This window comes from Polaromonas sp. A23, assembly GCF_002001015.1.
Taxonomy (GTDB): Bacteria; Pseudomonadota; Gammaproteobacteria; order Burkholderiales; family Burkholderiaceae_C; genus Polaromonas.
Window position 1 is genome coordinate 244,059 of sequence record NZ_MUNO01000022.1, and the last position, 25,161, is coordinate 269,219.

Here is a 25,161-nt window from a genome sequence, read left to right on the forward strand (position 1 = left end):
GCAGGCCTCGTGTCTCGACGCGGGCTGCCGGCCCGCGCATGCCGCCAGCTTACTGTAGAGCCTGCAAGGGCAGCCCGCCCTCCCCTTTATGTCACGAATTGTGGCAACAGCAAAATGGCTTCAGCATTGGAGGAGGAATAGCAGAGATCGGCGGCGGCCAACCAGGGCAGCCATTGCCAGGCCGAGTGCTCGCGTGCGCTCAGCGTCACCGCCACCGCGGACGGCACACACAGGCTGAACACATGTTCGGTGTTGCGCAACACCTCCGGCGCATAACGATGCCGGTAGGACGGATAAATGTCGTAGACATTGGCAAGTGCCCAGTCCCGCAGGTCTTGCGACCGCGCCAGAATGCCGGTTTCTTCCATCACTTCGCGCACCGCCGTCTGCACCAGCGGTTCGTCCAAGGTGTCTTTGGAGCCGGTCACGCTCTGCCAGAAACCGGGATGATCGGCCCGCTCGATCAGCAGCACCTCCAGCGCCGGTGTGTGGATGACGACGAGTACCGATTCCGGAATCTTGAAGCGCTTCATGTTCGCTAGACGCTAAACCCCGTCCCCATCAAGCAGGGGCCGCGGAACCAGCTTTGCCGGGCCGCAGGCGCAGCGACCCCCTCGGGGGGCAGGAAGCTACGCGAAGCGAGCGACCGTGGGGGCCACATTCACGCTGGCTGGGGGTTGCGCAAGCGGATGTGTAATTCGCGCAGCTGCTTCTCGTCGACCGGGCTGGGTGCATGCGTGAGCAAACACTGCGCACGCTGGGTCTTGGGGAAGGCGATCACGTCGCGAATCGATTCGGCGCCCGTCATCATGGTGACGATGCGGTCCAGGCCGAAGGCCAGGCCGCCGTGCGGAGGCGCGCCGTATTGCAGGGCGTCGAGCAGAAAGCCGAATTTCTCCTGCGCTTCCTCGGGGCCGATCTTAAGTGCGTTGAAAACCTTGCTCTGCACATCGGCGCGATGGATACGCACCGAGCCGCCGCCAAGCTCCCAGCCGTTGAGCACCATGTCGTAGGCCTTGGCGATGCAGCGGCCGGGGTCAGTGTCCATCCAGTCCTCATGACCGTCTTTCGGCGCGGTGAACGGATGGTGCACCGCGCTCCAGCGCTGCCCTTCTTCGTCGTGTTCGAACATCGGGAAGTCCACCACCCACAGCGGTTTCCAGCCGGTGGTGAAGAGGCCCGTCTTCTTGCCGAACGCGCTGTGGCCGACTTTCAGGCGCAGGGCACCAATGCTGTCGTTGACGACCTTGGCCTTGTCTGCGCCAAAGAAAAGGATGTCACCGTTTTGCGCGCCTGTGCGCTTGAGGATCTCGGCCACCGCTGCGTCATGAATGTTCTTGACGATGGGGCTTTGCAGGCCCTCGCGGCCCTTGCTGACGTCGTTGACCTTGATCCAGGCCAGACCCTTGGCACCGTAAATTTTCACGAATTCCGTATAACCGTCGATCTCGCCGCGGCTCATCTCGGAGCCGCCCGGCACGCGCAGTGCAACCACGCGGCCGCCCGGCGTCGTGGCCGGCGCGCTGAACACCTTGAAGTCCACATCAGCCATGACGTCGGTCAGCTCGGTGAACTCCAGGTTCACGCGCAGGTCCGGCTTGTCGGAGCCGAAGCGGTGCATGGCGTCGGCATAGGTCATGACCGGAAACTCGCCGAGGTCGGTGGCCAGCACGGTCTTGAAGATGTTGCTGATCATGCCCTGGAACATGTCGCGGATGTCCTGCTCGCCCATGAAGGAGGTCTCGATATCGATCTGCGTGAATTCCGGCTGGCGGTCGGCGCGCAGGTCTTCGTCGCGAAAGCATTTGGTGATCTGGTAATAACGGTCGAAGCCGGCGACCATCAGCAACTGCTTGAACAGCTGGGGGCTTTGCGGTAGCGCAAAAAACTGACCTTCGTTGACGCGGCTGGGCACCAGGTAGTCGCGCGCGCCTTCGGGCGTGCTCTTGGTCAGCATGGGGGTTTCGATGTCGATGAAGCCGTTGGCATCCAGGAACTTGCGCGTTTCCATCGCCACGCGGTAACGCAGCATCAGGTTGTTCTGCATGTAGGGGCGGCGCAGGTCCAACACGCGGTGCGTCAGGCGCGTGGTTTCGGACAGGTTGTCGTCGTCAAGCTGGAACGGCGGGGTCACGCTGGGGTTGAGCACGATCAGCTCATGGCACAGCACTTCGATCTTGCCGCTCTTCAGCGCCTCGTTGACGGTGCCTTCGGGACGCGCCCGGACCAGGCCCTTGATCTGCACGCAGAACTCATTGCGCACGCCCTCGGCCGTGGCGAACATGTCGGCGCGGTCGGGATCGCACACCACCTGCACATACCCCTCGCGGTCGCGCAGGTCGATGAAAATCACGCCACCGTGGTCACGCCGGCGGTTGACCCAGCCGCACAGGCTGACGGTTTGGCCCAACAGGGCTTCGGTCACCAGACCGCAATAGTGGGAACGCATTTGGGAAGTCATAAATAAATCGCTTGTGCTTGTGCGCGCTCGCGCGCTGGGAAAAAAGGTTACTTTGGCTTATAGGCAGCGGCGCTGCCCGGCACCACCACGCCCATGGAAATGACATAGGTCAGGGCCTCATCGACGCTCATTTTGAGTTCAATGCAATCGGCCTTGGGAAGCATGACGAAATAGCCGCCGGTCGGGTTGGGCGTTGTCGGAACATAGACGCTCAGGTAGTCGCCAGGCAGGTGATTGACGACGTCGCCCCCCGGCATGCCCGTCTGAAAGGCGATGGTCCAGACGCCTTCACGCGGCCATTGAACCAACAGCGCCTTGCGGAAAGCGTTGCCGTTTTCTGAAAACAGCGTGTCGGAAACCTGTTTGACACTCGAATAGATCGACCGGACGATGGGGATACGGCTGAGCAGTGCATCCCACCAGCTCACCAGTTTTTTGCCAAAAAAATTGGTCGCAACGGCACCCATGGCCAAAACAATGGCAAGCGCCAGCACCACGCCAAAGCCAGGAATGTGGAAACCGAGCAACTTGTCCGGGTGCCAGTTACCAGGAAGGATCTGCAGCGTCTGGTCGAGCGTGCCGATGAACCAGTTCAGCAGCCACACCGTGACGATCAGTGGCACAAGCACCAGCAAGCCGGCCAGCAGCCATCGGCGTACAGCGGCCATCAGTCAGCCTTGGAGGTGGAACCCGAAGCTGCCGGTGCAGGAGCAACCGCTGGCGCCGGTGCGGCCGCGGGTTTTGCCCCAGTGTCGGGCTTGCTTTCTGAGCTTGCAGCGGGAGCCGGTGTCTCGCCGCCAGCAACCGGGGGCACAGCTGTGGCACCACCGCCACCACGGAAGTCGGTCACATACCAGCCCGAACCCTTGAGCTGAAAACCCGCCGCGGTGAGCTGTTTTTTGAACGCGGCTGCGCCGCACTGGGGGCAGTCGGTCAGCGGTGCATCGGACATCTTTTGCAAAACGTCCTTGCTATGCCCGCAGGACTCGCATTTGTAGGCGTAGATTGGCATGGTTCTAGAGGTTTTGTCAGGGGACACGGCCCCGGGAATCCCCGGGTATGCAAAACCTTCAATTATAGGCGCGAGGCCATTCCCAGGGGCCGGGCGCGCCTTTGGGTGGGCGAAGCAGTCGGCTTGCGGGCCCTCAGGCTTCCGTCGAGAGGTGGTGGTGGCTACCCCGCCTGTTTTCGATGGTCTGCGGGGTCAACGAGCCCACCAGCATTCCCAGCGTCGCCGCCAGGACACCCGCGAGCTGCGCGGGAAATTGCTCGCCCAGGGTGCTGAAGGTGAAGAGCAACCAGGTCGCAATGCCGCAAATCACCGAGAAAATCGCGCCCTGGGTGCTGGCTTTTTTCCAGTACAGGCCAAACACCAGCGGGATGAACGCGCCGACCAGAGGCACCTGGTAAGCCCCCGACACCATGTCGTAAATCGAGGTGCCCTGCATAGAAATGGCATAGACCAGCACCAGGCCGCTGAACACCAGCACCGTGGTGCGCATCAGCTTGAGTTCGTGTTTGTCGCTCATGCGCGGCTTGAACTGGCGCCAGATGTTTTCCACAAAAGTCACGCTGGGCGCAAGCAAGGTCGCGGACGCCGTGGACTTGATGGCCGACAGCAAGGCGCCAAAAAACAGCACTTGCATGATGAACGGCATTTTTTCCAGCACCAGGGTCGGCAGGATTTTCTGCGGATCTTCCTTGAGCAACACGGCCGTCTGTTCCGGCATGATGATCAACGCGCTGGCGACCAGGAACATGGGCACAAAGGCAAACAGGATGTAGAAGACACCGCCAATCACCGGCCCTTTGGTGGCGGCGCTGGGACTGTTGGCAGACATCACACGCTGGAAGACATCCTGCTGCGGAATCGAGCCGAACATCATGGTGATGGCGGCGGCGAAGAAAAACACCATGTCCCTGAAATTGGGTTCCGGCCAGAAACGGAACAGGTCCTGGCTGGTGGCCAGGGCAATCACCTTGTCGGCACCGCCGGCCAGGTTGCCCGCAAACACCGCCAGTACGGCAAGCCCTACAACCAGGACGATCATCTGGATAAAGTCGGTCACGGCGACCGACCACATGCCGCCGAACAGGGTGTAGGCCAGCACCGAGGCCGTGCCTATCAGCATGCCGGCCGTCGTGCTGATGGCCCCGCCGGACAGGATGTTGAACACCAGACCGAGCGCCGTCACTTGCGCAGCCACCCAGCCGAGGTAGCTGATCATGATGATGATGGAACAGGCCACCTCGATGGTGCGGCCGTAACGCTCACGGTAGTAGTCGCTGATGGTCAGCAGCGACATCTTGTACAGCTTGCCCGCAAAGAACAGGCCCACGAGGATCAGGCAAGTGCCGGCGCCGAAGGGATCTTCCACCACGCCATTGAGGCCGCTGCTGACAAACTTCGCCGGGATGCCCAGCACGGTTTCGGAACCAAACCAGGTGGCAAAGGTTGTCGTCACGATCATGATCAGCGGCAGGTTGCGCCCGGCGATCGCATAGTCGGCGGTGTTTTTGACCCGCCTGGCGGCATACAGGCCGACGATAATGGTGATCAGTAGGTAGACAAAAACCAGGGTTAAAAGCACAGCAGCCTCCTCAGGAATGCGTGATTATCACCACATTTTCGCCTTCTAAAAAAGGCGAATCCGCAGCACCAGCTGCATGGCGAGCAGACCCAATGCAAATCCCAGGCCACCATAAATCAGGCTTTGCAGCAGTTTGTTGGTGCGGCGTTGCTCCTGCAACAGCTCTTCAAGCTCCCGTCGATGCCCGCCCGTCTGCCCTTTCAGATACTGCTGCAGCAGGCGAGGCAGGCCGGGCAGCAGCTTCGCATAAGTCGGCGCCTCGGCCTTGAGCTGCTCCAGCAGCTTTTCAGGGCCCACCTGCTCGAGCATCCAGGTTTCCAGAAAAGGCTTGGCAGTGCTCCACAAGTCAAGATCGGGGTCCAGCTCCCGGCCCAGGCCTTCGATGTTCAGCAGGGTTTTCTGCAGCAGCACCAGTTGCGGCTGGATTTCCACATGGAAGCGGCGCGAGGTCTGGAACAGGCGCATCAATACCATGCCGAGCGAAATTTCCTTGAGAGGCCGGTCGAAGTAGGGCTCGCAGCAGGCACGTATTGCGGCTTCGAGTTCATCGACGCGCGTGCTGGGCGGCACCCAGCCCGATTCGATATGCAATTCGGCGACGCGTTTGTAGTCACGCTGGAAAAACGCGCTGAAATTCTGCGCCAGATACTCCTTGTCCACTTCGGTAAGGGTTCCCACAATCCCGAAGTCCAGCGAGATGTAGCGCCCGAAGGTCGCCGGGTCCAGGCTGACCTGGATGTTGCCGGGGTGCATGTCGGCATGGAAAAAACCGTCACGGAACACCTGGGTAAAAAAGATCGTGACGCCGTCGCGCGCCAGCTTTTTCATATCCACGCCGGCATCACGCAGGCGCTGTACTTGCCCGATGGGCACGCCGTACATGCGCTGCATCACCATCACGTCCGGCATGCAAAAGTCCCAGATCATTTCCGGAATCAACACCAGATTCAGGTTCTGCATGTTGCGGCGCAACTGGGCCGCGTTGGCAGCCTCGCGCAGCAAATCGAGCTCGTCATGCAGGTACTTGTCAAATTCGCCCACCACTTCGCGCGGCTTGAGGCGTTTGCCGTCGGTAGACAGGCCTTCGACCCAGCCTGCCATCATGTGCATCAGCGCCAGGTCTTTTTCGATCGCCGGCAGCATGTTGGGCCGAAGCACCTTGACCGCCACCTCACGGCCGTCCGGCAGGGTGGCAAAGTGAACCTGCGCAATTGAGGCGCTGGCCACGGGCTCGCGCTCGAAGGTGGCAAAAATCTGGTTGATGGGCCGGCCAAAGGCTTTTTCGATGATGGCCATGGCCACATCCGGATCGAACGGTGGCACGCGGTCCTGCAGTCTGGCCAGCTCGTTGGCTATATCCAGCGGCAACAGGTCACGCCGGGTCGACATGACTTGGCCAAACTTGACAAAAATCGGGCCTAGGCTTTCGAGGGCCTCACGCAGGCGTTCGCCGCGCGGCGCTTTCAGATTGCGGCCGACCGACACGATACGGGTCAGCATCCTGACCCAAGGCTTGCTGAAACTCGAAAGCACCAGCTCGTCCAGTCCGAAACGCAACACCGTCCAGACAATAAACACGCCCCGGAACAGCCGGCTCATGTGGATGCTGCCTTGGAAGACTCCGTCACCGACGGCTCACCCGCCTGTACCGCGGCTGAGGACGAGGAAGGCCGCGGCACCTGCGCCAGAAATTGCCGCAGAGTTGCCAGCCCCTGACGCGCCGCGTTTGCCAGCGTGTGCGCAGGCACATCGCCAATCAACCGCGACAGGTCTTCCTCAATGTCCCATCGCAAGTTGTCAGCCAGCCAGCCCAGTTCGGCGGCGAGCTGCACATCACCCTCAATCTTGACCGGAGGCGCCTTGCCGGCCATCACCGACTGCATGATCACCTCCGGCGCTTCGGCCGTCACGGCCAGCAAAAGATCGGGTTTGGTGCCGGACGCTGCACGGTCCAGCAAACCAGCGGGTGTGATGAGCAAATCCAGCCCGAAAGCGCCCCAACGCACGTGAACAACACTTCCCTTTTTTCGAAGCAGCCGGTTCTGTGCCTCTTTTTCCTGCATGAGGACATGGTTCAGCAAAAGCACCAGCTTCTGCTGGCCTTCGTCGACAAACCAGGCGGGCGGTTGAAAACGGCTGGCCAGGGACTGCAGAAAAGAAAAAGGGGACGTGGTGTTAGTGCGCATACGCCCCCGATTTTGCAGCAGATTGAAAAAGTCCCTTCATCGCGAAAGCGATGAAGGGACTTTTAAGACCAACAGGGGCCGCGGATCCGGCTTCGCCGGTCCGCAGGCGCAGCGCCCCCTGGGGGCAGCGACCCGCGCAGCGGCGGAGCGTGGGGGCTACTGAAGCGCTTGAACGCCAGCGACCAGCCAGCCGCCGCCAGTGCGCGGCTTGGTCATGTTCCATACTTCGCGGAAGGGGCTCGGACCTGCCGAAGCGTCTTCGCGAATCATTCCCGAGAACTCGACACTGGCCATGTAGACATCGCTGAGCTCTTCGATACCCAACAGTTTCGCGTCGAGCATGACCACGTCTGTCTTGTTGGTTGAACCACCGGTGTGCGACTCACGGTCGGCCAGTTGGGCTTTGATCTGGTCCAGCATTTCGTCGGTCATCATGGCGCGCAGGCTGTTGACGTCCGAACGGTCCCAGGCGTCCTGCAGGGTCACGAAATTGGTCTTGCAGGCTTTGAGGAATCCTTCGGCATCAAAACCGGCAGGCACACCCCAGGACTGCGCGCCGCCCAGGGCGGAGCCGATCATCGAGCCACCGGCAGCGGTCGCTGTGCCGGCCTTGGTCGCATCAAAGGCCATGCTGTTGCGCTCCCACGGCCGTGCCGAGGAATCGTTGCCGACGTTGGCAGGGCTGTAATCGCGCGGCGTGGTTGCACTGCCTGCACCCTGCATGGCGTAAGGCGTCGCGCCTGGCGCATTGTTGCCCTTGAGCTTGCGCATGATGAAACCAACAGCCACCATAACCAGCATGGCGAGCAGCGCAAACATGATGATCTGCCCGAAAGCGCCGCCGAGACCCAATGACGAAGCCAGCCAGGCGAGACCCAGGCCTGCGGCCAGGCCGCCGAGCATGGCGCCCCATGGCTTCTTGGGAGTTTGTGCGGCAGGCGCAGCAGGAGCCTGTGCTGGCGGAGTGGCCTGGCGCTGCGTCACATTGGACGACTGGCGCCCGACCGATCCGCCGCCGCCCAGACGCTTGGCTTCCGCAGGCGCATAGGCCAGGAGCATGATGGTGGCCAACACAGCGGCCAGAATTGCAGACCAGATTTTCATACCGTCTCCTCTGATTAATTGTTTCAACACTTGATTCCAACATGTAATGCCACAACACCGCCGGTGAGGTTGTGATAGTCCACATGGCCGAAACCACCTTTGTGCATCATGGCCTTTAGCTCTTCCTGCCCGGGATGCATGCGGATGGACTCCGCCAGATAGCGGTAACTCGCGTCGTCATTGGCCACCAGCTTGCCCAGTTTGGGCAGCACATTGAAGGAATACCAGTCGTAGACCTTCTCCAGCGGTTTGGCGATTTTTGAAAACTCCAGCACCAGCAGCTTGCCGCCGGGCTTGAGCACGCGGTTCATTTCCTTGATGGCCTCGTCCTTGTGCGTCATGTTGCGCAGGCCAAAAGCCACGGTGACCAGGTCAAAACTGGCATCGGCAAACGGCAGATGCTCGGCATCACACACCGTGGTCGGCAGGATCTTGCCGGCATCCAGCATGCGATTGCGGCCTTCGCGCAGCATGGCCTCGTTGATATCGGTATGGACAACACAGCCGGTGCTTCCGACCTTGGGCGCAAACGCCAGCGCCAGATCACCAGTGCCGCCAGCAATATCCAGCACCTGCTGGCCTTCCTTCACATCGGCCACCATCACGGTGTAGGCCTTCCAGGCGCGGTGCAGGCCCATGGACATGAGGTCGTTCATCACGTCGTACTTGGGCGCGACGGAATCAAACACGCTGCGCACGCGGCGCGCCTTGTCCTTCTCGTCAACCGACTCAAATCCGAAATGGGTGCTGCTCATGGTCTTATGCTAGGGGTGAAAGCCGGTAATTCAAGCGACAACCCTGTCCTTGCTTGGGGCATTGCCCCGTATATATGTTGAAAAACAACACCTGCGCAGAAACTGCCTGCGCGGGTAGCTATGAAGTTGATAGCGGTCAGGAGGCTGATCGCAGCAGGCATCAGTGGCTGCTACACCCATGCCCGCCAGCAGCGACCATGGGTGCATCACGCTGCGCGCCCGCAGCTTCCAGGCGCTGCAGATAGTCAGCCCACAAGCGGGCCTGCTCGGAACCAAGGAAGTAAAGATAGTCCCAGGAAAAGATGCCGCTTTCGTGGCCGTCTGAGAAAACCGGCTTGACCGCATAGTTGCCGATGGGCTCAAGCTCGACCAGCTTGACCTCGCGCTTGCCGGTCTGCAGCACTTCCTGGCCGGGGCCATGCCCCTGGACTTCGGCCGAGGGTGAATAGACACGCATCAGTTCGAATGGAATTTTGAACTCCGCACCATCCGAAAACGCGATTTCCAGCACCCGCGACTGGCTGTGCACCGTGAGTGCCGTGGGGGTGGGGGTGTCGGGGGTCAGGCCAGCCATGAACTTTTCCTTCGATGAATCAGACCAGCACGCGTTCGATGCCGCCATTGTTGGCCGCATTCACGTAGCCCGGCAGCCATTCCTTGCCAAGGATCTGGTTAGCCATTTCCACCACGATGTAGTCGGCTTCCAGCAGCCCCGTCTTGAGGTCATCCTCATAGCGACTCAGGCCCATCAAACAGCTTGGGCAAGAGGTCAGGACTTTGATGTTTTGCTTCGACGTCGCTGCACCGCTCTCCCGAAGCATGGTCTCGCCTTTGCGTATTTCCTCTTCCTTGCGAAAACGGACTTGCGTGGACACATCCGGACGCGAGGAGGCCAGGCCACCGCTCTCGCCGCAGCAGCGTTTGCTTTCCAGCACGTTGTCGCCCACCAGGGCTTTCACCGTTTTCATGGGTGCCTGGAGCTTCATGGGGCTGTGGCAGGGGTCGTGGTACAGGTAGCCGCCACCCGCGGCATCGCCCAGGGTGATGTTTTTCTCCAGCAGGTATTCATGGATGTCGATGATTCGGCAGCCGGGAAATATCTTGTCAAACTCATACCCCTGCAACTGGTCGTAACAGGTACCGCAACTGACCACCACGGTCTTGATGTCCATGTAGTTCAGGGTGTTGGCCATCCGGTGAAACAGCACACGGTTGTCGGTGATGATTTTCTCGGCCTTGTCGAACTGGCCGCTGCCGCGCTGCGGATAGCCGCAGCACAGGTAACCCGGCGGCAGCACGGTCTGCACACCCGCATGCCAGAGCATGGCCTGCGTCGCCAGTCCCACCTGGCTGAACAAGCGCTCTGACCCACAACCCGGGAAGTAGAAAACCGCCTCGGACTCTGCCGTGGTGGTCTTCGGGTTGCGAATGATGGGTACGTAGTCTTTGTCTTCAATGTCCAGCAAGGCCCGGGCCGTCTTCTTGGGCAGGTTACCGGGCATTTTCTTGTTGATGAAGTGAATGACCTGTTGCTTGACAGGCGCTGTACCGACCGTGGCGGGCGGCGCCTGCGTTTGTTTGCGCGTCAATACCTTCATCAGATCATTGGCCAGGCGCTGGGCCTTGAAACTGATGCCTGTCAGCGCGTGCGCCAGCTGAATCGCCTGCGGATTGGCCGTGCCTATGAACCAGGACTGAAAAGCGGCCGCTGGCCTGAAGCTTTTTTTGCCCATCTTGCGCAACAGGTTGCGCATGTTCATGGAGACATCGCCAAAGTCGATATCCACCGGACACGGGCTCAGGCATTTGTGGCAGACGGTGCAATGGTCGGCCACGTCTTCAAACTCTTCCCAGTGTTTGATGCTGATGCCGCGCCGCGTCTGCTCTTCGTACAGAAAGGCCTCGACCAACAGCGAGGTTGCCAGGATCTTGTTGCGCGGGCTGTACAGCAGGTTGGCGCGCGGCACATGGGTGGCGCACACCGGTTTGCATTTGCCGCAACGCAGGCAGTCCTTGACGCTGTCGGCAATCGCGCCGATGTCGGACTGCTGCATGATCAGCGACTCATGGCCCATCAGGCCGAAGCTCGGTGTGTAGGCATTCGTCAAGTCGGCAAACAGGCTCTCCGGCGCAGAGTTATCAGTTTTTTTGGCCCTTTGCCCAATATCTACGGGCGCATACAGCTCCTGATTTCGTAGCAACTTGCCTTTGTTGAAGCGGCCCTCGGGGTCCACCCTGACCTTGTAGTCAGCGAAAGGCTGAAGTTCGGCGTCGGTCAGGAACTCCAGCTTGGTGATGCCAATGCCGTGTTCGCCGGAGATCACACCGTCCAGCGAACGCGCCAGCACCATGATGCGGGCCACCGCATGGTGGGCGGTCTGCAGCATCTCATAGTCGTCGCTGTTGACCGGCAGGTTGGTGTGCACATTGCCATCACCGGCATGCATGTGCAGCGCAGCCCAGACGCGGCCTTTGAGCACCTGCTTGTGGATGGCCGTGCACTGCTCAAGAATCGGCGCAAAAGCAGCACCGGAAAAAATGGCTTGCAGCGGAGCACGCAGCTGGGTTTTCCAGCTGGCGCGCAGCGAATGGTCCTGTAGCTGCGGGAACAGGGTATCGATATCGCGCAACCAGCCAGACCACAGCGCGCGAACATCAGCAACCAGCGCCAGCGCCTGGCCGACGCGGTCTTCCAGAAGCTCGGCCGTGGGGATTTCCCCGGCGTCGTCCGACTTGCCCAGCGGCAAATTGCCTTTGAGGAAAAAGGCCTCCAGGGTGTCGCACAGCTTGACCTTGTTGGCCAGGCTCAACTCGATGTTGATGCGCTCGATGCCGTCGGTGTACTCGGCCATGCGCGGCAGCGGAATCACCACGTCCTCATTGATCTTGAAGGCGTTGGTGTGGCGCGAAATGGCCGCGGTGCGCTTGCGGTCCAGCCAGAATTTCTTGCGGGCATCGGGGCTGATGGCGATGAAGCCCTCGCCGCGGCGCGAATTGGCGATACGCACGACTTCGGAGGTGGCGCGCGCCACCACGTCGGCATCATCACCGGCGATGTCACCAACCAACACCATTTTCGGCAGACCGCCGTGGGTCTTCGACTTGGTCGCATAACCGACCGCCTTCAGGTAGCGGTCGTCCAGGTGTTCCAGGCCCGCCAGAATGGCGCCGCCGCGCCTTTGTTCGGCGAACATGAAGTCCTTGATCTCGACGATGCTCGGGACCGCGTCCTTGGCATTGCCGAAAAACTCCAGGCAGACGGTGCGGGTGTGCGCCGGCATGCGGTGCACGATCCAGCGCGCGCTGGTGATCAAGCCGTCGCAGCCTTCTTTCTGGATGCCGGGCAGGCCGCTGAGGAACTTGTCCGTCACGTCCTTGCCAAGGCCCTCCTTGCGAAAGGTCTTGCCTGGGATGTCCAGACGCTCCGTGCGCACCGGCGTCTTGCCGTCCGCTTCGAAATACCTGAGCTCGAAACTGGCCATCTCGGCGTCGTGGATCTTGCCCAGGTTGTGGTTCAGGCGCGTGACTTCCAGCCACTGCGCCTCAGGCGTCACCATGCGCCAGGAAGCCAGGTTGTCCAGTGCCGTGCCCCAAAGCACGGCTTTCTTGCCGCCGGCATTCATGGCGATGTTGCCGCCTATGCACGAGGCTTCGGCTGAGGTCGGATCGACCGCAAACACATAACCGCCGCGTTCGGCCGCATCGGCCACACGCTGGGTCACCACGCCAGCCTCGGTCCAGACGGTAGCCACGGGCTGGTCCAGACCGGGGAGCGCGACCTGCTCCACTTCGGTCATGGCTTCAAGCTTTTCGGTGTTGATGACGGCCGATTTCCAGCTCAGCGGAATTGCGCCGCCGGTGTAACCCGTGCCGCCGCCGCGCGGAATAATGGTCAGACCGAGCTCGATACAGCCCTTAACCAGGCCGGCCATTTCAACTTCGGTGTCCGGTGTCAGCACGACAAACGGGTATTCGACGCGCCAGTCGGTCGCATCTGTCACGTGCGAGACACGCGACAAGCCATCAAACTTGATGTTGTCCTTGAGCGTGAACTTGCCGAGCTTGCGCGCGGTCTGGCGGCGCAGGTCGGCCATCTCCTCGAACGAGGTGGAGAAGCGGCTGACTGCAGCCCTGGCGGTGTCCAGCAGTTCACCGACGATGACGTCGCGCTGCATATCGGCGCCCGGCGTGCGACGCTTCTCGACCTCAGACAGGCGGTGCTGCAGGGCATCGACCAGCATCTTGCGGCGCTTGGGATTGTCCAGCAAGTCGTCTTGCAAATAGGGGTTGCGTTGCACCACCCACACATCACCCAGCACCTCGTACAGCATGCGGGCAGAGCGGCCGGTGCGGCGTTCGTCGCGCAGCAGGTTCAGCAGGTCCCAGGCACGTACGCCCAGCAACCGGATCACGACCTCGCGGTCGGAAAAAGAGGTGTAGTTGTAGGGGATCTCGCGAATGCGGGCTTCGCCCGACTTGGCTTCATCGGCCAGGACGTTCAAGGAGTGGTGGATTTCAGGAGCATTCATCATGGAAAGCCGGTAGTTTTGGACGTGGGTCCGGCCTGTGTCCCCTATGTTACCGCAGCGCAACATTTACCCACCTTCACCTCAACGCCCCTCGTGGAAACCCGCTTGTGAGGAGAACGGCAAGCCGTTTAAATCTCTTGTCACAAATTATTTTTAGACTAGACGGTTCATTGTTCTATCAAACCGTTTCATCCAGGAGTTGTAATGAAAAAATGCTTGACCGCAATCACTTTGGCGGCTTGCGCGCTCGTTGTGCCCGTCACCAGCCATGCGCAAACCGAAATTCAGTGGTGGCACTCGATGACCGGGGGGCTGAACGACTGGGTGATCGATCTGGCCAACGGGTTCAACAGCAGCCAGAAGGAGTACAAGGTTGTTCCCACCTACAAGGGTACCTACGATGAAACCATGCCGGCGGCCGTAGCCGCCTTCCGTGCCGGAAATGCTCCGCACATCCTGCAGGTGTTTGAAGTCGGCACAGCCACCATGATGGCCGCCAAGGGCGCGGTGGTGCCGGTGGGCAAGGTCCTAGCCGATGCCGGCTACAAGTTCGATCCCAAGGCCTATATTCCCGCGGTTGTGGGCTACTACACGGCACCCAACGGCCAGATGCTGAGTTTTCCGCTGAACAGCTCGACAACCGTTTTCAATTACAACAAGGACATGTTCCGCAAGGCTGGCCTGGACCCCAACAAACCGCCCGCCACATGGCCCGAGGTCGTTCTGGCTGCAGCAAAGTTGAAGGCTTCAGGCGTGAGCTGTCCACTGACCACCAGCTGGCAGGGCTGGACGCAGCTTGAGAGCTTTTCCACCTGGCACAACACGCTGTTTGCGACGCAGAACAACGGCTTTGGCGGCACTGGCGCCCGGCTGGCCGTGAACAGCCCCCTGCATGTGCGCCACATCGAGAACCTGTCCAACATGGCCAAACAGGGGTTGTTTGTCTACCGTGGACGCGGCAACAAGGCCGACGCACCGTTTTATTCGGGTGAATGTGCCATGGCGACGGCATCGTCGTCGACCTACGCCACCATCAAGAAAAACGCCAAATTTGACTTTGGCATCGCCCCGCTGCCTTACTATCCCGATGTCGCTGGCGCACCGCAAAATACAGTGATTGGCGGCGCCTCGCTGTGGGTCATGGGTGGCAAGAAGCCGGCAGAATACAAGGGCGTGGCAAATTTCTTCAACTACCTGACCAACGCAGAAATCCAGGCCAAGAGCCATCAGCGCACCGGTTACCTGCCCATCACGCTGGCCTCGTTCGAGCTGACCGAAAAATCCGGCTTCTACAAGCAAAATCCGGGCACCGACGTGGCTGTTAACCAGATGATCCGGAAAACCACGGACAAGTCGCGCGGCATACGCCTGGGCAACTTCATTCAGGTTCGCGCCATCGAAGACGAAGAATTGGAGCAGGTCTGGGCCGGCAAGAAAACAGCCAAAGAAGCCCTTGACGCCATTGTCAGCCGGGGCAACGAGCAATTGGTTCGGTTCCAGAGCGCGAACAAATAGCGCTGGTTTAAACTCGCCGCGCGGGTTGAACCCGTGCGGCCCCTTTGAGGGCAGACTCTCTCCTCTCGCCTCGCCCGGCCCCACGCGCGAGGCGATTTTGACTGAACACCGTGGCTTCTGAAAAACGCGTCGTATTTCGCTCTGCATGGCTGCCCTGGGTGCTTCTCGCACCCCAGGCGGCCGTGATTGCCATCTTCTTTTTCTGGCCTGCTGCGCAGGCCTTGCTCCAGTCATTTCAGCAGACGGATGCATTTGGCCTGTCCACGGATTGGGTTGGTTTGCAGAATTTTGCCAACCTGCTCAAGGACGCCTCCTACCTGGCCTCTTTCAAGATCACCGCCATCTTCTCGGTGCTGGTCGCCGGTCTCGGCATTGGCTTGTCATTGCTGCTTGCGGTGTTTGCCGACCGCGTGGTCAAGGGCGCGCTGGTTTATCGGACCCTGCTGATCTGGCCCTATGCAGTGGCACCGGCCGTGGCAGGTGTTTTGTGGCTCTTCATGTTCGCCCCATCCATCGGCATTGTTTCTTACGCCCTTCGGGGTTTGGGCCTGGACTGGAACCACCTGTTGAACAGTACCCACGCGATGACGCTGATCGTCATCGCCGCGGTCTGGAAGCAGATTTCCTACAACTTTCTGTTTTTTCTGGCGGGGTTGCAGAGCATTCCTAAATCCCTGGTGGAAGCCGCCGCCATTGACGGCGCGGGGCCATGGCGCCGCTTCTGGACGATCCAGTTTCCGCTGCTGTCGCCCACCACGTTCTTCCTGTTCGTGATCAACGTGGTCTACGCCTTCTTCGACACGTTTGCGATTGTGGACGCCGCCACCGAAGGCGGCCCCGGCAGGGACACAGCCATTCTGGTTTACAAGGTCTACTACGACGGTTTCAAGGCGCTCGACCTCGGTGGTTCTGCCGCGCAGTCCGTGGTGCTGATGGTGATCGTGATCGCGCTGACCATCGTCCAGTTCCGGTTCGTCGAGAAGAAAGTGCAGTACTGATGATTGCTCCCAAAGTTCACCTTGTTCACCGCGCCCCTGGAGCGAATTCAGCGCACTTCGGGCCGACGGGCGGTCGCTGATGGTTGAACGCAACCCTTATTTGCGGGTCCTATCCCATCTGGTGCTGATCATTGGCGTGCTGGTGGTCGCATTTCCGCTTTACGTGACCTTCGTCGCCTCGACACAAACCGCGGCCGAGATTTTGCAGGCGCCGATGTCGTTGCTGCCGGGCAAACACCTCGTCGAAAACTACACAGCCGCGCTGCAGGGAACGGGCATGGGCGCGGCCTCGAATGCGCCGGTGGGGCGAATGATGATGGTCAGCCTGATCACCGCGCTGGTGATCGCCGTCGGAAAAATTGCGATCTCGCTGCTTTCGGCCTTTGCGATCGTCTACTTTCGCTTTCCTTTCCGGATGTTCTTCTTCTGGGCGATTTTTGTCACGCTGATGCTTCCGGTAGAAGTGCGCATCGGTCCCACCTATGCCGTCGTGGCTAACCTGGGCATGTTGAATACCTACGCGGGACTCACCGTGCCGCTGATTGCTTCTGCGACGGCCACCTTTCTGTTCCGGCAATTTTTCCTCACTGTGCCTGACGAACTGGTCGAGGCAGCCCGCATTGACGGGGCCGGACCCATGCGCTTTTTCATCGATGTGCTGGCACCGCTGTCTTCCACCTGCATTGCGGCACTGTTTGTGATCCAGTTCATCTACGGATGGAACCAGTACCTCTGGCCCCTTCTTGTTACAACCAACGAAACCATGTATCCCGTCGTGATCGGCATCAAGCGGATGATCAGCGGCGGCGACGCCGCAACCGACTGGAACATCGTGATGGCTACCGCCGTATTGGCCATGATTCCACCCGCACTGGTGGTGATCCTGATGCAGCGCTGGTTTGTCAAAGGCCTGGTGGATACCGAAAAATGACCCTCCCACTAAGCGCCCCTGCGCGCCCGCTCGAATTAAACCCAACGTAGGTTGTCTCAATGGCTTCAATCCAACTCAAAGACGTCGTCAAGCACTACGGCACCGGAAAACATGCGCTACAGGTCATCCATGGCGTCAACGCCGACATTGCCGACCGCGAATTCATCGTGATCGTCGGACCGTCTGGCTGCGGCAAATCCACCCTGCTGCGCATGGTGGCCGGTCTGGAAGAAATCACCGGCGGCGAGATTTCCATCGGCGGGCGCGTCGTCAACGAACTGGAACCGGCCGAACGCGACATTGCCATGGTGTTCCAGAACTATGCGCTCTACCCGCATATGAGCGTGTTCGACAACATGGCTTATGGCCTGAAGATCAAGAAGGTGCCCATCAACGAAATCAAGACCCGGGTTGACAAGGCCGCAAAGATTCTCGAGCTGGGCCACCTGCTGGACCGCAAGCCGCGCCAGCTCTCCGGCGGCCAGCGTCAGCGCGTGGCCATGGGCCGGGCCATCGTGCGCCAGCCGCAAGTCTTTCTGTTCGACGAGCCGCTGTCCAACCTGGACGCCAAGCTGCGCGTGCAGACGCGTCTGGAAATCCAGAAGCTGCACCGCGAACTCGGCATCACCTCGCTCTTTGTCACCCACGATCAGGTCGAAGCCATGACGCTGGCGCAGCGCATGATCGTCATGAATGCCGGCCGCATGGAGCAGTTCGGCACGCCTGAAGAGGTTTACAACCGGCCCGCGACCACGTTTGTGGCCAGTTTCATGGGCTCGCCGCCCATGAACCTGCTCAAGCACGCGCCCAATGCCGAGGTCGGCGGCCAGCCCGGGACCATCCTGGGCATCCGTCCTGAGCACCTTCAAATCGGCGCAACGGGTTGGGCCGTGCAGGTGGACACCATGGAAATGCTGGGTGCCGAACGCCTGGTGTATTGCCGCTTCGGCGACGAATTCCTGATTGTGCGCACCGACGAGACCCAGGCCACACCGGAAATTGGCGCGACCATCTACGTCACGCCGCGCCCTGACCGGCTGCACTGGTTCGACGCCGCAACAGGAAAAAGGCTTTGACAGATTGGCCCTATCCGCGCTGGGTTGCCCACCGCGGTGCGGGCCGGCTTGCGCCTGAAAACACGCTGGCGGCCTTTCGCCTTGGCGCCACGCACGGCTACCGCATGTTCGAATGCGATGTAAAACTGAGCGCCGATGGCGTTCCTTTTTTGATGCATGACACCACGCTGGAGCGCACCACCAGCGGCCACGGCACGGGCGGCGACCAACCCTGGGAGAAGTTGTCGCAACTTGATGCGGGCGGGTGGCACTCTCGTACTTATGCCGGCGAGCCGCTGGCGAGCCTGGACAACGTGGCGCGTTATTGCCTACGCAACGGCTATTTCCTGAATATCGAGATCAAGCCCACCCCAGGCCTGGAGGCGCAAACCGGTACGGTGGTTGCAAACGCCGCAGCGCGTCTGTGGGAAGGTGCTGCCGTGCCTCCGCTGCTGACGTCTTTTCAGCCCGAGGCGCTGGAAGCTGCAAAAGCCGCGCAACCCCAGTTGCCACGCGGCCTGCTGCTCGACAGTTTATGGAAGGGCTGGCTGGAAACAGCGCTGACCCTGGACTGCATCGCGTTGGTCTGCAACCACGCCCTGTGGGACAGCTCCAGCGTGTTGCAGGCCAAGAGCGCCGGCTTTCGTGCCTTAAGCTACACCGTCAACGACGAATGGGCCGCCCAACGGCTGCTGGATCTGGGTACCGACGGCATCATCACCGACCGCGTCGACCTGTTTGCGCCCGGAACCTGAGCCCCGAGCTACTCAGGCTCTCCAGCTGCCCAACAGCACCCACTGGCAGGTGGCGGCCCCCACAGCCAGGGCAGCATAACTTGCCATCTTGCCGTCGCGGCCAAAAATCACCAGTCCGGCCACCAGCACAAGAACCGACGCTACAAAAACAATAGCTAGCTGCGCCCAGAGGGAAAGGGCCAGAGGCCTTTTTGACCCCAAAAACCGGCCAAAACCTCGGGACAGCAACACCACCATCAAGGCCACAAATGCTGCCGGAGCCATGAAATTGAGCAACTGGTTGATGAGATTGAGAGCGGTCATGGTTTGAGCGAGGAACAAGCGGCAGCGGGCGATCATCAATGGGCCGACTTGCCCTTTATCAAGGGGATTGAAAGAATCTCGCCGCTTCTCGCCGCCTTCAATTTTATAATCCGGCAATGTCAGTCTGGGCCTTGGGCATCAACCATACCACTGCACCGCTCGATTTGCGCGGGCGGTTTGCGTTCGCCCTCGACCAGATTGAACCCACGTTGAAGGGCTTGCGGTCCTCGCTGGCGCGCCAGCCCGAAGCCACGCTGCTGTCCACCTGCAACCGCACCGAGATCTATTGCGCTGGCGACAGGTCCGACCTGGGCCACACCATCGAATGGCTGGCGCAGCACGGCGGCGTATCGCCCGCACTGCTGCGCTCCCATGCCTACACGCTGGAAAACGACCATGCTGCGCGCCACGCCTTCCGCGTCGCCAGCGGGCTGGACTCCATGGTGCTGGGCGAGCCACAGATCCTGGGCCAGATGAAGGACGCAGTGCGCGCCGCTGAAGACGCCGGCGCCATGGGCACCACGCTGCACCAGCTGTTCCAGCGCTCCTTTGCAGTCGCCAAGGAAGTTCGCACCAGCACCGAGATCGGCGCACACAGCATCAGCCTGGCTGCCGCTTCGGTCCGCCTGGCGGGCCAGTTGTTTGAGGATCTGAGCGACATCAAGGTGCTGTTTGTAGGCGCGGGCGAAATGATCGACCTGGCGGCCACCCACTTTGCCGCCAAGAACCCGAAAGCCATGACGGTGGCCAACCGCACGCTGGAGCGCGGTGAGAAGCTCGCCGGCCGCTTCGGCGCCGAGGTCATGCGCCTGGCCGACCTGCCCAGCCGCCTGCACGAATTCGATGCTGTGATCAGCTGCACCGCCAGCACCCTGCCCATCATCGGCCTGGGTGCGGTCGAGCGTGCGGTCAAGTTGCGCAAGCACCGCCCGATGTTCATGGTCGACCTGGCCGTGCCGCGCGACATCGAGCCGGAAGTCAAGGACCTGCCCGATATCTACCTGTACACCGTGGACGACCTGGCACATGTGGTGCAAACCGGCAAGGACAACCGGCAGGCCGCCGTTGCGCAGGCCGAGGTCATCATCGACGCCGGCGTGCAGAACTTCATGCACTGGCTGGACCAGCGGCGCAGCGTTCCGCTGATCCAGCAGCTGAACGCGCAGACCGATGAATGGCGCGCGCTGGAAATTGCCCGCGCCAAAAAACTGTTGGCCAAGGGTGAGTCCGTGGATGACGTCCTCGAGGCGCTGTCACGCGGGTTGACACAGAAGATGCTGCACGGCGCACTGGCGGAGTTGCATGCAGGCAATGCCGAAAACCGCGAGGCCACAGCGCAAACCGTGTCCCGGCTGTTTTTGCGCGGCAACCTGCCCAAGGAACAGAAAGAGCGTTAGCGCCCTTTCCGCGAACCCCGCAGCCCTTGCACCCGGGCTGCACGCGGCGCCGGTTTTTGCCGGCCACTCTCCTGAACGTTTTGCCTCCGGCCCCTCCTTCCTCTTCCCATGAAACCTTTTCTCCGCCAGACCCTGGACCGCCAGATTTTTCGCCTGCATGAGCTCGACGCCCTGCTGTCGGCCGCCGACGTGGTCAGCAACATGGAGCGTTTTCGCAGCCTGACGCGCGAACATGCCGAACTCAGCATCGTAGTCAGCCAGTACCAGCGCATGACGGCGCGCGAGGCCGACCTGGCCGGAGCGCAGACCATGCTGGCCGAGGCGAAGGACGATCCGGACATGGCGGCCATGGCGGACGAGGAAATCGCCGCCGCGCAAGCCGACATCGCCAGCCTGGACGCGGACCTGCAGCTGATGCTGATCCCGAAAGACCCGGACGATGCGCGGCCGGCCTTTATCGAAATCCGTGCTGGCACCGGTGGCGACGAGTCGGCGCTGTTTGCGGGCGACCTGTGCCGCTTGTACTCCCGCTACGCGGAACGCAAACGATGGGCGGTGGAGATCATCAGCGAATCCCCGAGCGAGCTCGGCGGTTACAAGGAAGTGGTCTTGCGCATTGAAGGCGCGCCTGACGCCATGGGCGTCGGCGTTTACGGCAAGCTGCGTTTCGAGTCCGGCGGCCACCGCGTGCAGCGTGTGCCGGCCACCGAAACCCAGGGCCGCATCCACACCAGCGCGTGCACCGTTGCGGTTCTGCCCGAGCCTGACGAAGCGGTCGCCATCCAGATCAATCCCTCCGACCTGCGCATCGACACCTACCGTGCCAGCGGCGCCGGCGGCCAGCACATCAACAAAACCGACTCGGCGGTGCGCATCACCCACCTGCCGACCGGCATCGTGGCCGAGTGCCAGGACGGCCGGAGCCAGCACAGCAACAAGGCCCAGGCCATGAAAGTGCTGACCGCCCGCATCCACGAAAAAGACCGCTCCGAGCGCGCCGCCAAGGACGCCGCCACGCGCAAGGGCCTGATCGGCAGCGGTGACCGCAGCGACCGCATCCGAACCTACAACTTCCCGCAGGGGCGCCTGACCGACCACCGCATCAACCTGACCCTGTACAAGCTGCTAACCATCATGGAAGGCGACCTGGACGACGTGGTCACCGCCCTGCAAGTGGCACGTGGCGCCGAACTGCTGGCGGAACTGGAAACGGCCTCGAATGGCTGATTTGCCGAATCTTGCAAGCAAAATTGGCACTTGGCCCTTTGCTGACGGGCATAAGCAGCTATCAAATGAATAGCGAATGTAATCTTGCGCAGGCACTGGCCGCAGCCCAAACCTTGGGGCTGGATCGGCTGGACGCCCAACTGCTGCTGCTGCATGTGCTGGGCAAAGCTGGCGCTGACCGCGCCTGGCTGCTCGCCCATGACGGTGACCTCCTCCCGGACGAGCTGGCGCAGCAGTACCGGCAACTCAGCCTGCGCCGCGCTGCCGGTGAACCCCTGGCCTACATTGTGGGAAGCAAGGAATTCTTCGGAATGACGCTGCAGGTGGATGCGCGTGTTCTGGTGCCGCGCCCCGATACCGAGACCTTGGTGGAGTGGGCGCTGCAACAGTTGGCGAGCAAAGACATGCCAGCTTCGGCCCGCGTGCTGGACCTCGGCACAGGAAGCGGCGCCATTGCCTTGGCGCTCAAGAAAACCCGCCCTGATCTGGATGTCACCGCTGTGGACGCCAGCGCCGAAGCCTTGGCGGTAGCCCGGGCGAACTCAGGAAAACATGGCCTGCCCATCCACTTCATTCTGGGTAACTGGTTTGAAAATGTAAGTGGCCACTTCAACTTAATCGTAAGCAATCCGCCCTATGTCGCAAGTATTGATTCCCATTTGGCCGCCTTGCGTCATGAACCACTTGAAGCATTGACGGCCGGAGAAGACGGTTTGAACGACCTGCGCCGGATCATCGAACAAGCGCCTGCCCACCTGCACCCGCAAGGCTGGCTGCTGCTGGAGCATGGCTACCACCAGGCCCAGGCAGTTTGCGGCCTGCTGAGCCAACGCGGATTGGCCGATGTACAAAGCCGGGCGGATCTGGCCGGTATTGCCCGCTGTTCGGGAGGCCGCTGGCCCGGCGAACCGGCCGGCGACGGACAAACGGCGGATAATCAGGCATTGATTTCCGGGTTTTGAAATCCATCTCATTTACTGCTGCCCGGTTTGACCAGGCGCGTCAACATCCAAAGGACCCACAATGAACGATACCCAGCAACGCATTGACCAGATCGTCAAATCCAGCGACGTTGTGCTTTTCATGAAGGGAACGGCCCAGTTCCCGATGTGCGGATTTTCCGGCCGCGCCATCCAGGTGCTCAAGGCCTGCGGCGTCAACAAGCCGGCCACGGTCAATGTGCTGGAAGACGAAGAAATCCGTCAGGGCATCAAGGAATACAGCAACTGGCCAACGATTCCACAGCTGTATGTAAAAGGCGAATTCGTCGGCGGCTCGGACATCATGATGGAGATGTACGAAAATGGCGAGCTGCAGCAAGTGTTGGGCGCCCCCACAGCGTAACTTCAGAACCTACGCGCCTGGCATGCCAGCCAGGCCGGTCTCTTCTCCTCGCCCCTTCTCCCCGGGGCAATCCTTACTGGGTGTACCCCTCGCACGCCCCGGCATTGACTCGCCCCTTGCATTCACGCTTGAGCCGGGCGCCTCGCTCCTTGGTTGTTTCCTGCGAACCAGGCATGAATTTGACGCTTTTCGTGGGCTGTGCCGCACTCTTTTTCTCTTTTTTGGTAGCGGCCAGACTCGGCGCACATGCCGCGCCCAGCACCAGTGCCCCTGTCAACACGGCCGCAGCGCGACGCGCAAATGATTGCTGAAACATTTTTCTTCTCCTCGTCATTAAGATAGTGGCACGCGGTCGCTGCCGTTTGATGCCTTATTGCAGCTTCGCGTCGCCGTAGACCTGGTCGTCCGGGGGCGCATCGGCCGGCATGCGAAAGCTCTCACTGGCCCAGGCACCCAGATCAACGTTTTTACAGCGCTCGCTGCAAAAAGGCCTGAAACGGTTTTCCGGCGCATATACGCTAGGCCCGCCGCAGGTAGGGCAGACCACTGTTTTGGGTTTGAGATCCGGTTTCATGGGCAGTATCTGTACAGGATGCACGGCCGGCCATGGGCCGAGAAGCCCCAATCAGGAGCAAAGGGTCAACTCGAACGCTGCGTCTTCAGTAGCGGCGTGCAGACGATCGTCACTTTCGTGGCGCATCATGCGAACCGACACCATCAGGCGATTCCCGCTGATCTCGGGAATCAGACCCAGAGCCGGGTCAATCAGAAGGCGTAAAAGCTGGAAAGTGCGGCCTTGGGGCAAGGTTTGCTGATACTGGCCTCCCGCCGCCACGACTTTTTGCGGCAGGCCGGAATCGCGCAAAAGTTTGAGCAGCATGCGAACCGATTCAGCCAGGGGAACCAATGTGGCAATCCAGCGCTGCAGGTCGTTCTGGCGCGTCTGGGCGTCCAGGTGTTGCCAGGCAAAATAAGCAGGCAAATCGAACTCGCAGGTTCCCCCCGGGATGCCCACCCGGCTGCGGATACTCATGAGCCAATCATTTTCGGTCAGGGACTGTCCTGCTTTTCCCGGCAGGTTGGTCAGCGCTGCGAAACAGCCGTCCAGCTGGGCGATGACCTCATCGAGAACGGCCTCGGAAATGGCGGGATTGCCGCGGTAGCTGTTGAGCGTGTGTTTTTGCCTGTCAAGATCCTTGAGCACATCGGTCTTGAGATCGGCCCGGGCCGCCACGTCCATCACCTCGAAAATGGTCGTGATCGCGTAGTGATGGTCGGTCGGGTGCTCGCGCGCGGCCAATTCGCCAAGGCGATGAAACAAATGCTCAAGTCGCAAATAGGTGCGAATGCGTTCGTTGAAGGGATATTCGTAAAGGATCACTGCGATATATCTTTTTCAGCGGGTGGTTGACTGTCCATCATAGCCCGAAGCGCTGTGCCAGTTCCCGCACCATCACCTTGAGCGCGGCCAGTGAGAGGGCCTCTTCGTTATAGATGCAGATATCGGCAGCTGCCAGCCGCTCGTCACGGCTGGCCTGGCCGGCGATGATCTGCTGCACCGCTTCGCGGCTCCATCCGTTACGCGCCATCACGCGGGTGATTTGCGTTTCCTCGCTGCAGTCGATCACCAGCACCTTGTCCACACGCTGGCGCCAGCGCCCGGATTCAACCAACAAGGGCACGTCAAATACGACACAGGCGCTATCGGCCTTCGCCGCCTGGCGGGCGGTTTCTTCCCCCACCAAGGGATGAACAATGGCTTCCAATCGGCTTTTCGCCTGTGGATCCGCAAAAACCAGTTGGCGCATGGCGTCGCGGTCCATCGCCCCTTCAGCGGTGACGAATGCAACGCCAAACTGCCGCGCAATGGGTGCGATGGCTGCGCCCCCTGGAGCAGTAGCCGCGCGCGCGATTGCGTCAGAATCGATCACCGCGGCCCCGCAATCGACCAACATGGCGGCCACGGTGCTTTTTCCGCTGCCAATGCCCCCCGTCAGGCCCACATGCATA

25 protein-coding genes are annotated in these 25,161 nt (G+C 60.9%); 9 read left to right on the forward strand and 16 right to left on the reverse strand.

The features are described 5' to 3' along the window. Positions 1-86: 86 nt before the first annotated feature. The 11 genes from nudB to B0B52_RS12560 form a co-directional block, all read right to left on the reverse strand. Positions 87-533 (reverse strand): dihydroneopterin triphosphate diphosphatase, encoded by a 447-nt coding sequence (nudB, locus tag B0B52_RS12510; RefSeq protein WP_077593969.1) that lies wholly within the window; start codon positions 531-533, stop codon positions 87-89. Between the two features lie 128 nt (positions 534-661). Continuing rightward, complete coding sequence (gene aspS, locus B0B52_RS12515) at positions 662-2,461, reverse strand: aspartate--tRNA ligase (RefSeq protein ID WP_077593970.1); 1,800 nt, start codon at positions 2,459-2,461, stop codon at positions 662-664. A 47-nt stretch (positions 2,462-2,508) separates the two neighbouring features. Continuing rightward, positions 2,509-3,129, reverse strand: a complete 621-nt coding sequence (locus B0B52_RS12520; RefSeq protein WP_077593971.1) for a DUF502 domain-containing protein — start codon at positions 3,127-3,129, stop codon at positions 2,509-2,511. After that, positions 3,129-3,473: an FmdB family zinc ribbon protein gene (locus tag B0B52_RS12525; RefSeq protein ID WP_077593972.1), complete on the reverse strand. Its 345-nt coding sequence runs from the start codon at positions 3,471-3,473 to the stop codon at positions 3,129-3,131. Before B0B52_RS12525 ends, B0B52_RS12520 begins: the two co-directional genes overlap by 1 nt. 133 nt (positions 3,474-3,606) lie before the next feature. Then, positions 3,607-5,052: a sodium:solute symporter family protein gene (locus B0B52_RS12530; protein ID WP_077593973.1), complete on the reverse strand. Its 1,446-nt coding sequence runs from the start codon at positions 5,050-5,052 to the stop codon at positions 3,607-3,609. Positions 5,053-5,097: 45 nt separating this feature from the next. Further along, entirely contained in the window at positions 5,098-6,651 is a 1,554-nt protein-coding gene (gene ubiB, locus B0B52_RS12535) for a ubiquinone biosynthesis regulatory protein kinase UbiB (protein ID WP_077593974.1), read from the reverse strand. Beyond that, on the reverse strand, positions 6,648-7,238 hold the full coding sequence (locus tag B0B52_RS12540) for a hypothetical protein (RefSeq protein ID WP_077593975.1): 591 nt from the start codon (positions 7,236-7,238) through the stop codon (positions 6,648-6,650). The genes ubiB and B0B52_RS12540 overlap by 4 nt, the downstream gene beginning before the upstream one ends. A gap of 156 nt (positions 7,239-7,394) precedes the next feature. After that, positions 7,395-8,342: a Tim44 domain-containing protein gene (locus B0B52_RS12545; RefSeq protein ID WP_077593976.1), complete on the reverse strand. Its 948-nt coding sequence runs from the start codon at positions 8,340-8,342 to the stop codon at positions 7,395-7,397. A 23-nt stretch (positions 8,343-8,365) separates the two neighbouring features. After that, entirely contained in the window at positions 8,366-9,097 is a 732-nt protein-coding gene (ubiE, locus tag B0B52_RS12550; protein WP_077593977.1) for a bifunctional demethylmenaquinone methyltransferase/2-methoxy-6-polyprenyl-1,4-benzoquinol methylase UbiE, read from the reverse strand. A gap of 160 nt (positions 9,098-9,257) precedes the next feature. After that, positions 9,258-9,671: a gamma-butyrobetaine hydroxylase-like domain-containing protein gene (locus B0B52_RS12555; protein WP_077593978.1), complete on the reverse strand. Its 414-nt coding sequence runs from the start codon at positions 9,669-9,671 to the stop codon at positions 9,258-9,260. A gap of 19 nt (positions 9,672-9,690) precedes the next feature. Further along, complete coding sequence (locus B0B52_RS12560) at positions 9,691-13,626, reverse strand: DUF3683 domain-containing protein (RefSeq protein WP_077593979.1); 3,936 nt, start codon at positions 13,624-13,626, stop codon at positions 9,691-9,693. Between the two features lie 204 nt (positions 13,627-13,830). Between B0B52_RS12560 and ugpB the strand changes: the two genes are divergently transcribed. The 5 genes from ugpB to ugpQ all read left to right on the forward strand — a co-directional run bounded on the left by ugpB (position 13,831) and on the right by ugpQ (position 18,880). Beyond that, positions 13,831-15,141, forward strand: a complete 1,311-nt coding sequence (ugpB, locus tag B0B52_RS12565; RefSeq protein ID WP_077593980.1) for a sn-glycerol-3-phosphate ABC transporter substrate-binding protein UgpB — start codon at positions 13,831-13,833, stop codon at positions 15,139-15,141. Positions 15,142-15,251: 110 nt separating this feature from the next. Beyond that, positions 15,252-16,139 carry a sn-glycerol-3-phosphate ABC transporter permease UgpA gene (ugpA, locus tag B0B52_RS12570; protein ID WP_077593981.1) on the forward strand — a complete coding sequence of 296 codons (888 nt, stop codon included), beginning with the start codon at positions 15,252-15,254 and terminating at the stop codon, positions 16,137-16,139. A gap of 79 nt (positions 16,140-16,218) precedes the next feature. Next, entirely contained in the window at positions 16,219-17,070 is an 852-nt protein-coding gene (ugpE, locus tag B0B52_RS12575; protein ID WP_077593982.1) for a sn-glycerol-3-phosphate ABC transporter permease UgpE, read from the forward strand. 59 nt (positions 17,071-17,129) lie between these two features. Continuing rightward, positions 17,130-18,146: a sn-glycerol-3-phosphate import ATP-binding protein UgpC gene (locus B0B52_RS12580; RefSeq protein WP_077593983.1), complete on the forward strand. Its 1,017-nt coding sequence runs from the start codon at positions 17,130-17,132 to the stop codon at positions 18,144-18,146. Beyond that, a complete protein-coding gene (ugpQ, locus tag B0B52_RS12585; protein ID WP_139351920.1) occupies positions 18,143-18,880 on the forward strand; it encodes a glycerophosphodiester phosphodiesterase in 738 nt (245 codons plus the stop codon). Before B0B52_RS12580 ends, ugpQ begins: the two co-directional genes overlap by 4 nt. 12 nt (positions 18,881-18,892) lie before the next feature. Here the strand turns inward: ugpQ and B0B52_RS12590 are convergent, their stop codons facing one another. Further along, positions 18,893-19,183 (reverse strand): hypothetical protein, encoded by a 291-nt coding sequence (locus B0B52_RS12590; RefSeq protein ID WP_077594098.1) that lies wholly within the window; start codon positions 19,181-19,183, stop codon positions 18,893-18,895. Between the two features lie 116 nt (positions 19,184-19,299). Here B0B52_RS12590 and hemA point away from each other — a divergent pair, with 116 nt between their 5' ends. The 4 genes from hemA to grxD all read left to right on the forward strand — a co-directional run bounded on the left by hemA (position 19,300) and on the right by grxD (position 23,151). Further along, positions 19,300-20,580 carry a glutamyl-tRNA reductase gene (hemA, locus tag B0B52_RS12595; RefSeq protein WP_077593985.1) on the forward strand — a complete coding sequence of 427 codons (1,281 nt, stop codon included), beginning with the start codon at positions 19,300-19,302 and terminating at the stop codon, positions 20,578-20,580. A 108-nt stretch (positions 20,581-20,688) separates the two neighbouring features. Continuing rightward, the gene (gene prfA, locus B0B52_RS12600; RefSeq protein ID WP_077593986.1) at positions 20,689-21,807 is read left to right on the forward strand and encodes a peptide chain release factor 1; all 1,119 of its coding nucleotides are present in this window, start codon (positions 20,689-20,691) and stop codon (positions 21,805-21,807) included. Between the two features lie 65 nt (positions 21,808-21,872). Then, positions 21,873-22,769 (forward strand): peptide chain release factor N(5)-glutamine methyltransferase, encoded by an 897-nt coding sequence (gene prmC / locus B0B52_RS12605; RefSeq protein ID WP_077594099.1) that lies wholly within the window; start codon positions 21,873-21,875, stop codon positions 22,767-22,769. Positions 22,770-22,830: 61 nt separating this feature from the next. After that, a complete protein-coding gene (gene grxD, locus B0B52_RS12610; RefSeq protein WP_077593987.1) occupies positions 22,831-23,151 on the forward strand; it encodes a Grx4 family monothiol glutaredoxin in 321 nt (106 codons plus the stop codon). Between the two features lie 73 nt (positions 23,152-23,224). On the opposite strand, the gene B0B52_RS12615 is transcribed toward grxD, so the two are convergent. The 4 genes from B0B52_RS12615 to coaE are packed head-to-tail and all read right to left on the reverse strand — an operon-like array spanning position 23,225 to position 25,160. Continuing rightward, a complete protein-coding gene (locus B0B52_RS12615) occupies positions 23,225-23,467 on the reverse strand; it encodes a hypothetical protein (protein ID WP_077593988.1) in 243 nt (80 codons plus the stop codon). Between the two features lie 54 nt (positions 23,468-23,521). Next, positions 23,522-23,725 (reverse strand): DNA gyrase inhibitor YacG, encoded by a 204-nt coding sequence (locus tag B0B52_RS12620; RefSeq protein ID WP_077593989.1) that lies wholly within the window; start codon positions 23,723-23,725, stop codon positions 23,522-23,524. 51 nt (positions 23,726-23,776) lie between these two features. Next, positions 23,777-24,532, reverse strand: a complete 756-nt coding sequence (gene zapD, locus B0B52_RS12625; RefSeq protein WP_077593990.1) for a cell division protein ZapD — start codon at positions 24,530-24,532, stop codon at positions 23,777-23,779. A 37-nt stretch (positions 24,533-24,569) separates the two neighbouring features. Next, positions 24,570-25,160 carry a dephospho-CoA kinase gene (gene coaE, locus B0B52_RS12630; protein WP_077593991.1) on the reverse strand — a complete coding sequence of 197 codons (591 nt, stop codon included), beginning with the start codon at positions 25,158-25,160 and terminating at the stop codon, positions 24,570-24,572. Between the last annotated feature and the right edge of the window lies 1 nt (position 25,161).

Bases quoted from the DNA above. Each gene is read 5' to 3' on its own strand.
- nudB (WP_077593969.1), bottom strand. From the start codon at position 533: ATGAAGCGCTTCAAGATTCCGGAATCGGTACTCGTCGTCATCCACACA.
- aspS (WP_077593970.1), bottom strand. From the start codon at position 2,461: ATGACTTCCCAAATGCGTTCCCACTATTGCGGTCTGGTGACCGAAGCC.
- B0B52_RS12520 (WP_077593971.1), bottom strand. From the start codon at position 3,129: ATGGCCGCTGTACGCCGATGGCTGCTGGCCGGCTTGCTGGTGCTTGTG.
- B0B52_RS12525 (WP_077593972.1), bottom strand. From the start codon at position 3,473: ATGCCAATCTACGCCTACAAATGCGAGTCCTGCGGGCATAGCAAGGAC.
- ubiB (WP_077593974.1), bottom strand. From the start codon at position 6,651: ATGAGCCGGCTGTTCCGGGGCGTGTTTATTGTCTGGACGGTGTTGCGT.
- B0B52_RS12540 (WP_077593975.1), bottom strand. From the start codon at position 7,238: ATGCGCACTAACACCACGTCCCCTTTTTCTTTTCTGCAGTCCCTGGCC.
- B0B52_RS12545 (WP_077593976.1), bottom strand. From the start codon at position 8,342: ATGAAAATCTGGTCTGCAATTCTGGCCGCTGTGTTGGCCACCATCATG.
- ubiE (WP_077593977.1), bottom strand. From the start codon at position 9,097: ATGAGCAGCACCCATTTCGGATTTGAGTCGGTTGACGAGAAGGACAAG.
- B0B52_RS12555 (WP_077593978.1), bottom strand. From the start codon at position 9,671: ATGGCTGGCCTGACCCCCGACACCCCCACCCCCACGGCACTCACGGTG.
- B0B52_RS12560 (WP_077593979.1), bottom strand. From the start codon at position 13,626: ATGAATGCTCCTGAAATCCACCACTCCTTGAACGTCCTGGCCGATGAA.
- ugpB (WP_077593980.1), top strand. From the start codon at position 13,831: ATGAAAAAATGCTTGACCGCAATCACTTTGGCGGCTTGCGCGCTCGTT.
- ugpE (WP_077593982.1), top strand. From the start codon at position 16,219: ATGGTTGAACGCAACCCTTATTTGCGGGTCCTATCCCATCTGGTGCTG.
- B0B52_RS12580 (WP_077593983.1), top strand. From the start codon at position 17,130: ATGGCTTCAATCCAACTCAAAGACGTCGTCAAGCACTACGGCACCGGA.
- B0B52_RS12590 (WP_077594098.1), bottom strand. From the start codon at position 19,183: ATGACCGCTCTCAATCTCATCAACCAGTTGCTCAATTTCATGGCTCCG.
- hemA (WP_077593985.1), top strand. From the start codon at position 19,300: ATGTCAGTCTGGGCCTTGGGCATCAACCATACCACTGCACCGCTCGAT.
- prfA (WP_077593986.1), top strand. From the start codon at position 20,689: ATGAAACCTTTTCTCCGCCAGACCCTGGACCGCCAGATTTTTCGCCTG.
- prmC (WP_077594099.1), top strand. From the start codon at position 21,873: ATGAATAGCGAATGTAATCTTGCGCAGGCACTGGCCGCAGCCCAAACC.
- grxD (WP_077593987.1), top strand. From the start codon at position 22,831: ATGAACGATACCCAGCAACGCATTGACCAGATCGTCAAATCCAGCGAC.
- B0B52_RS12615 (WP_077593988.1), bottom strand. From the start codon at position 23,467: ATGTTTCAGCAATCATTTGCGCGTCGCGCTGCGGCCGTGTTGACAGGG.
- B0B52_RS12620 (WP_077593989.1), bottom strand. From the start codon at position 23,725: ATGAAACCGGATCTCAAACCCAAAACAGTGGTCTGCCCTACCTGCGGC.
- coaE (WP_077593991.1), bottom strand. From the start codon at position 25,160: ATGCATGTGGGCCTGACGGGGGGCATTGGCAGCGGAAAAAGCACCGTG.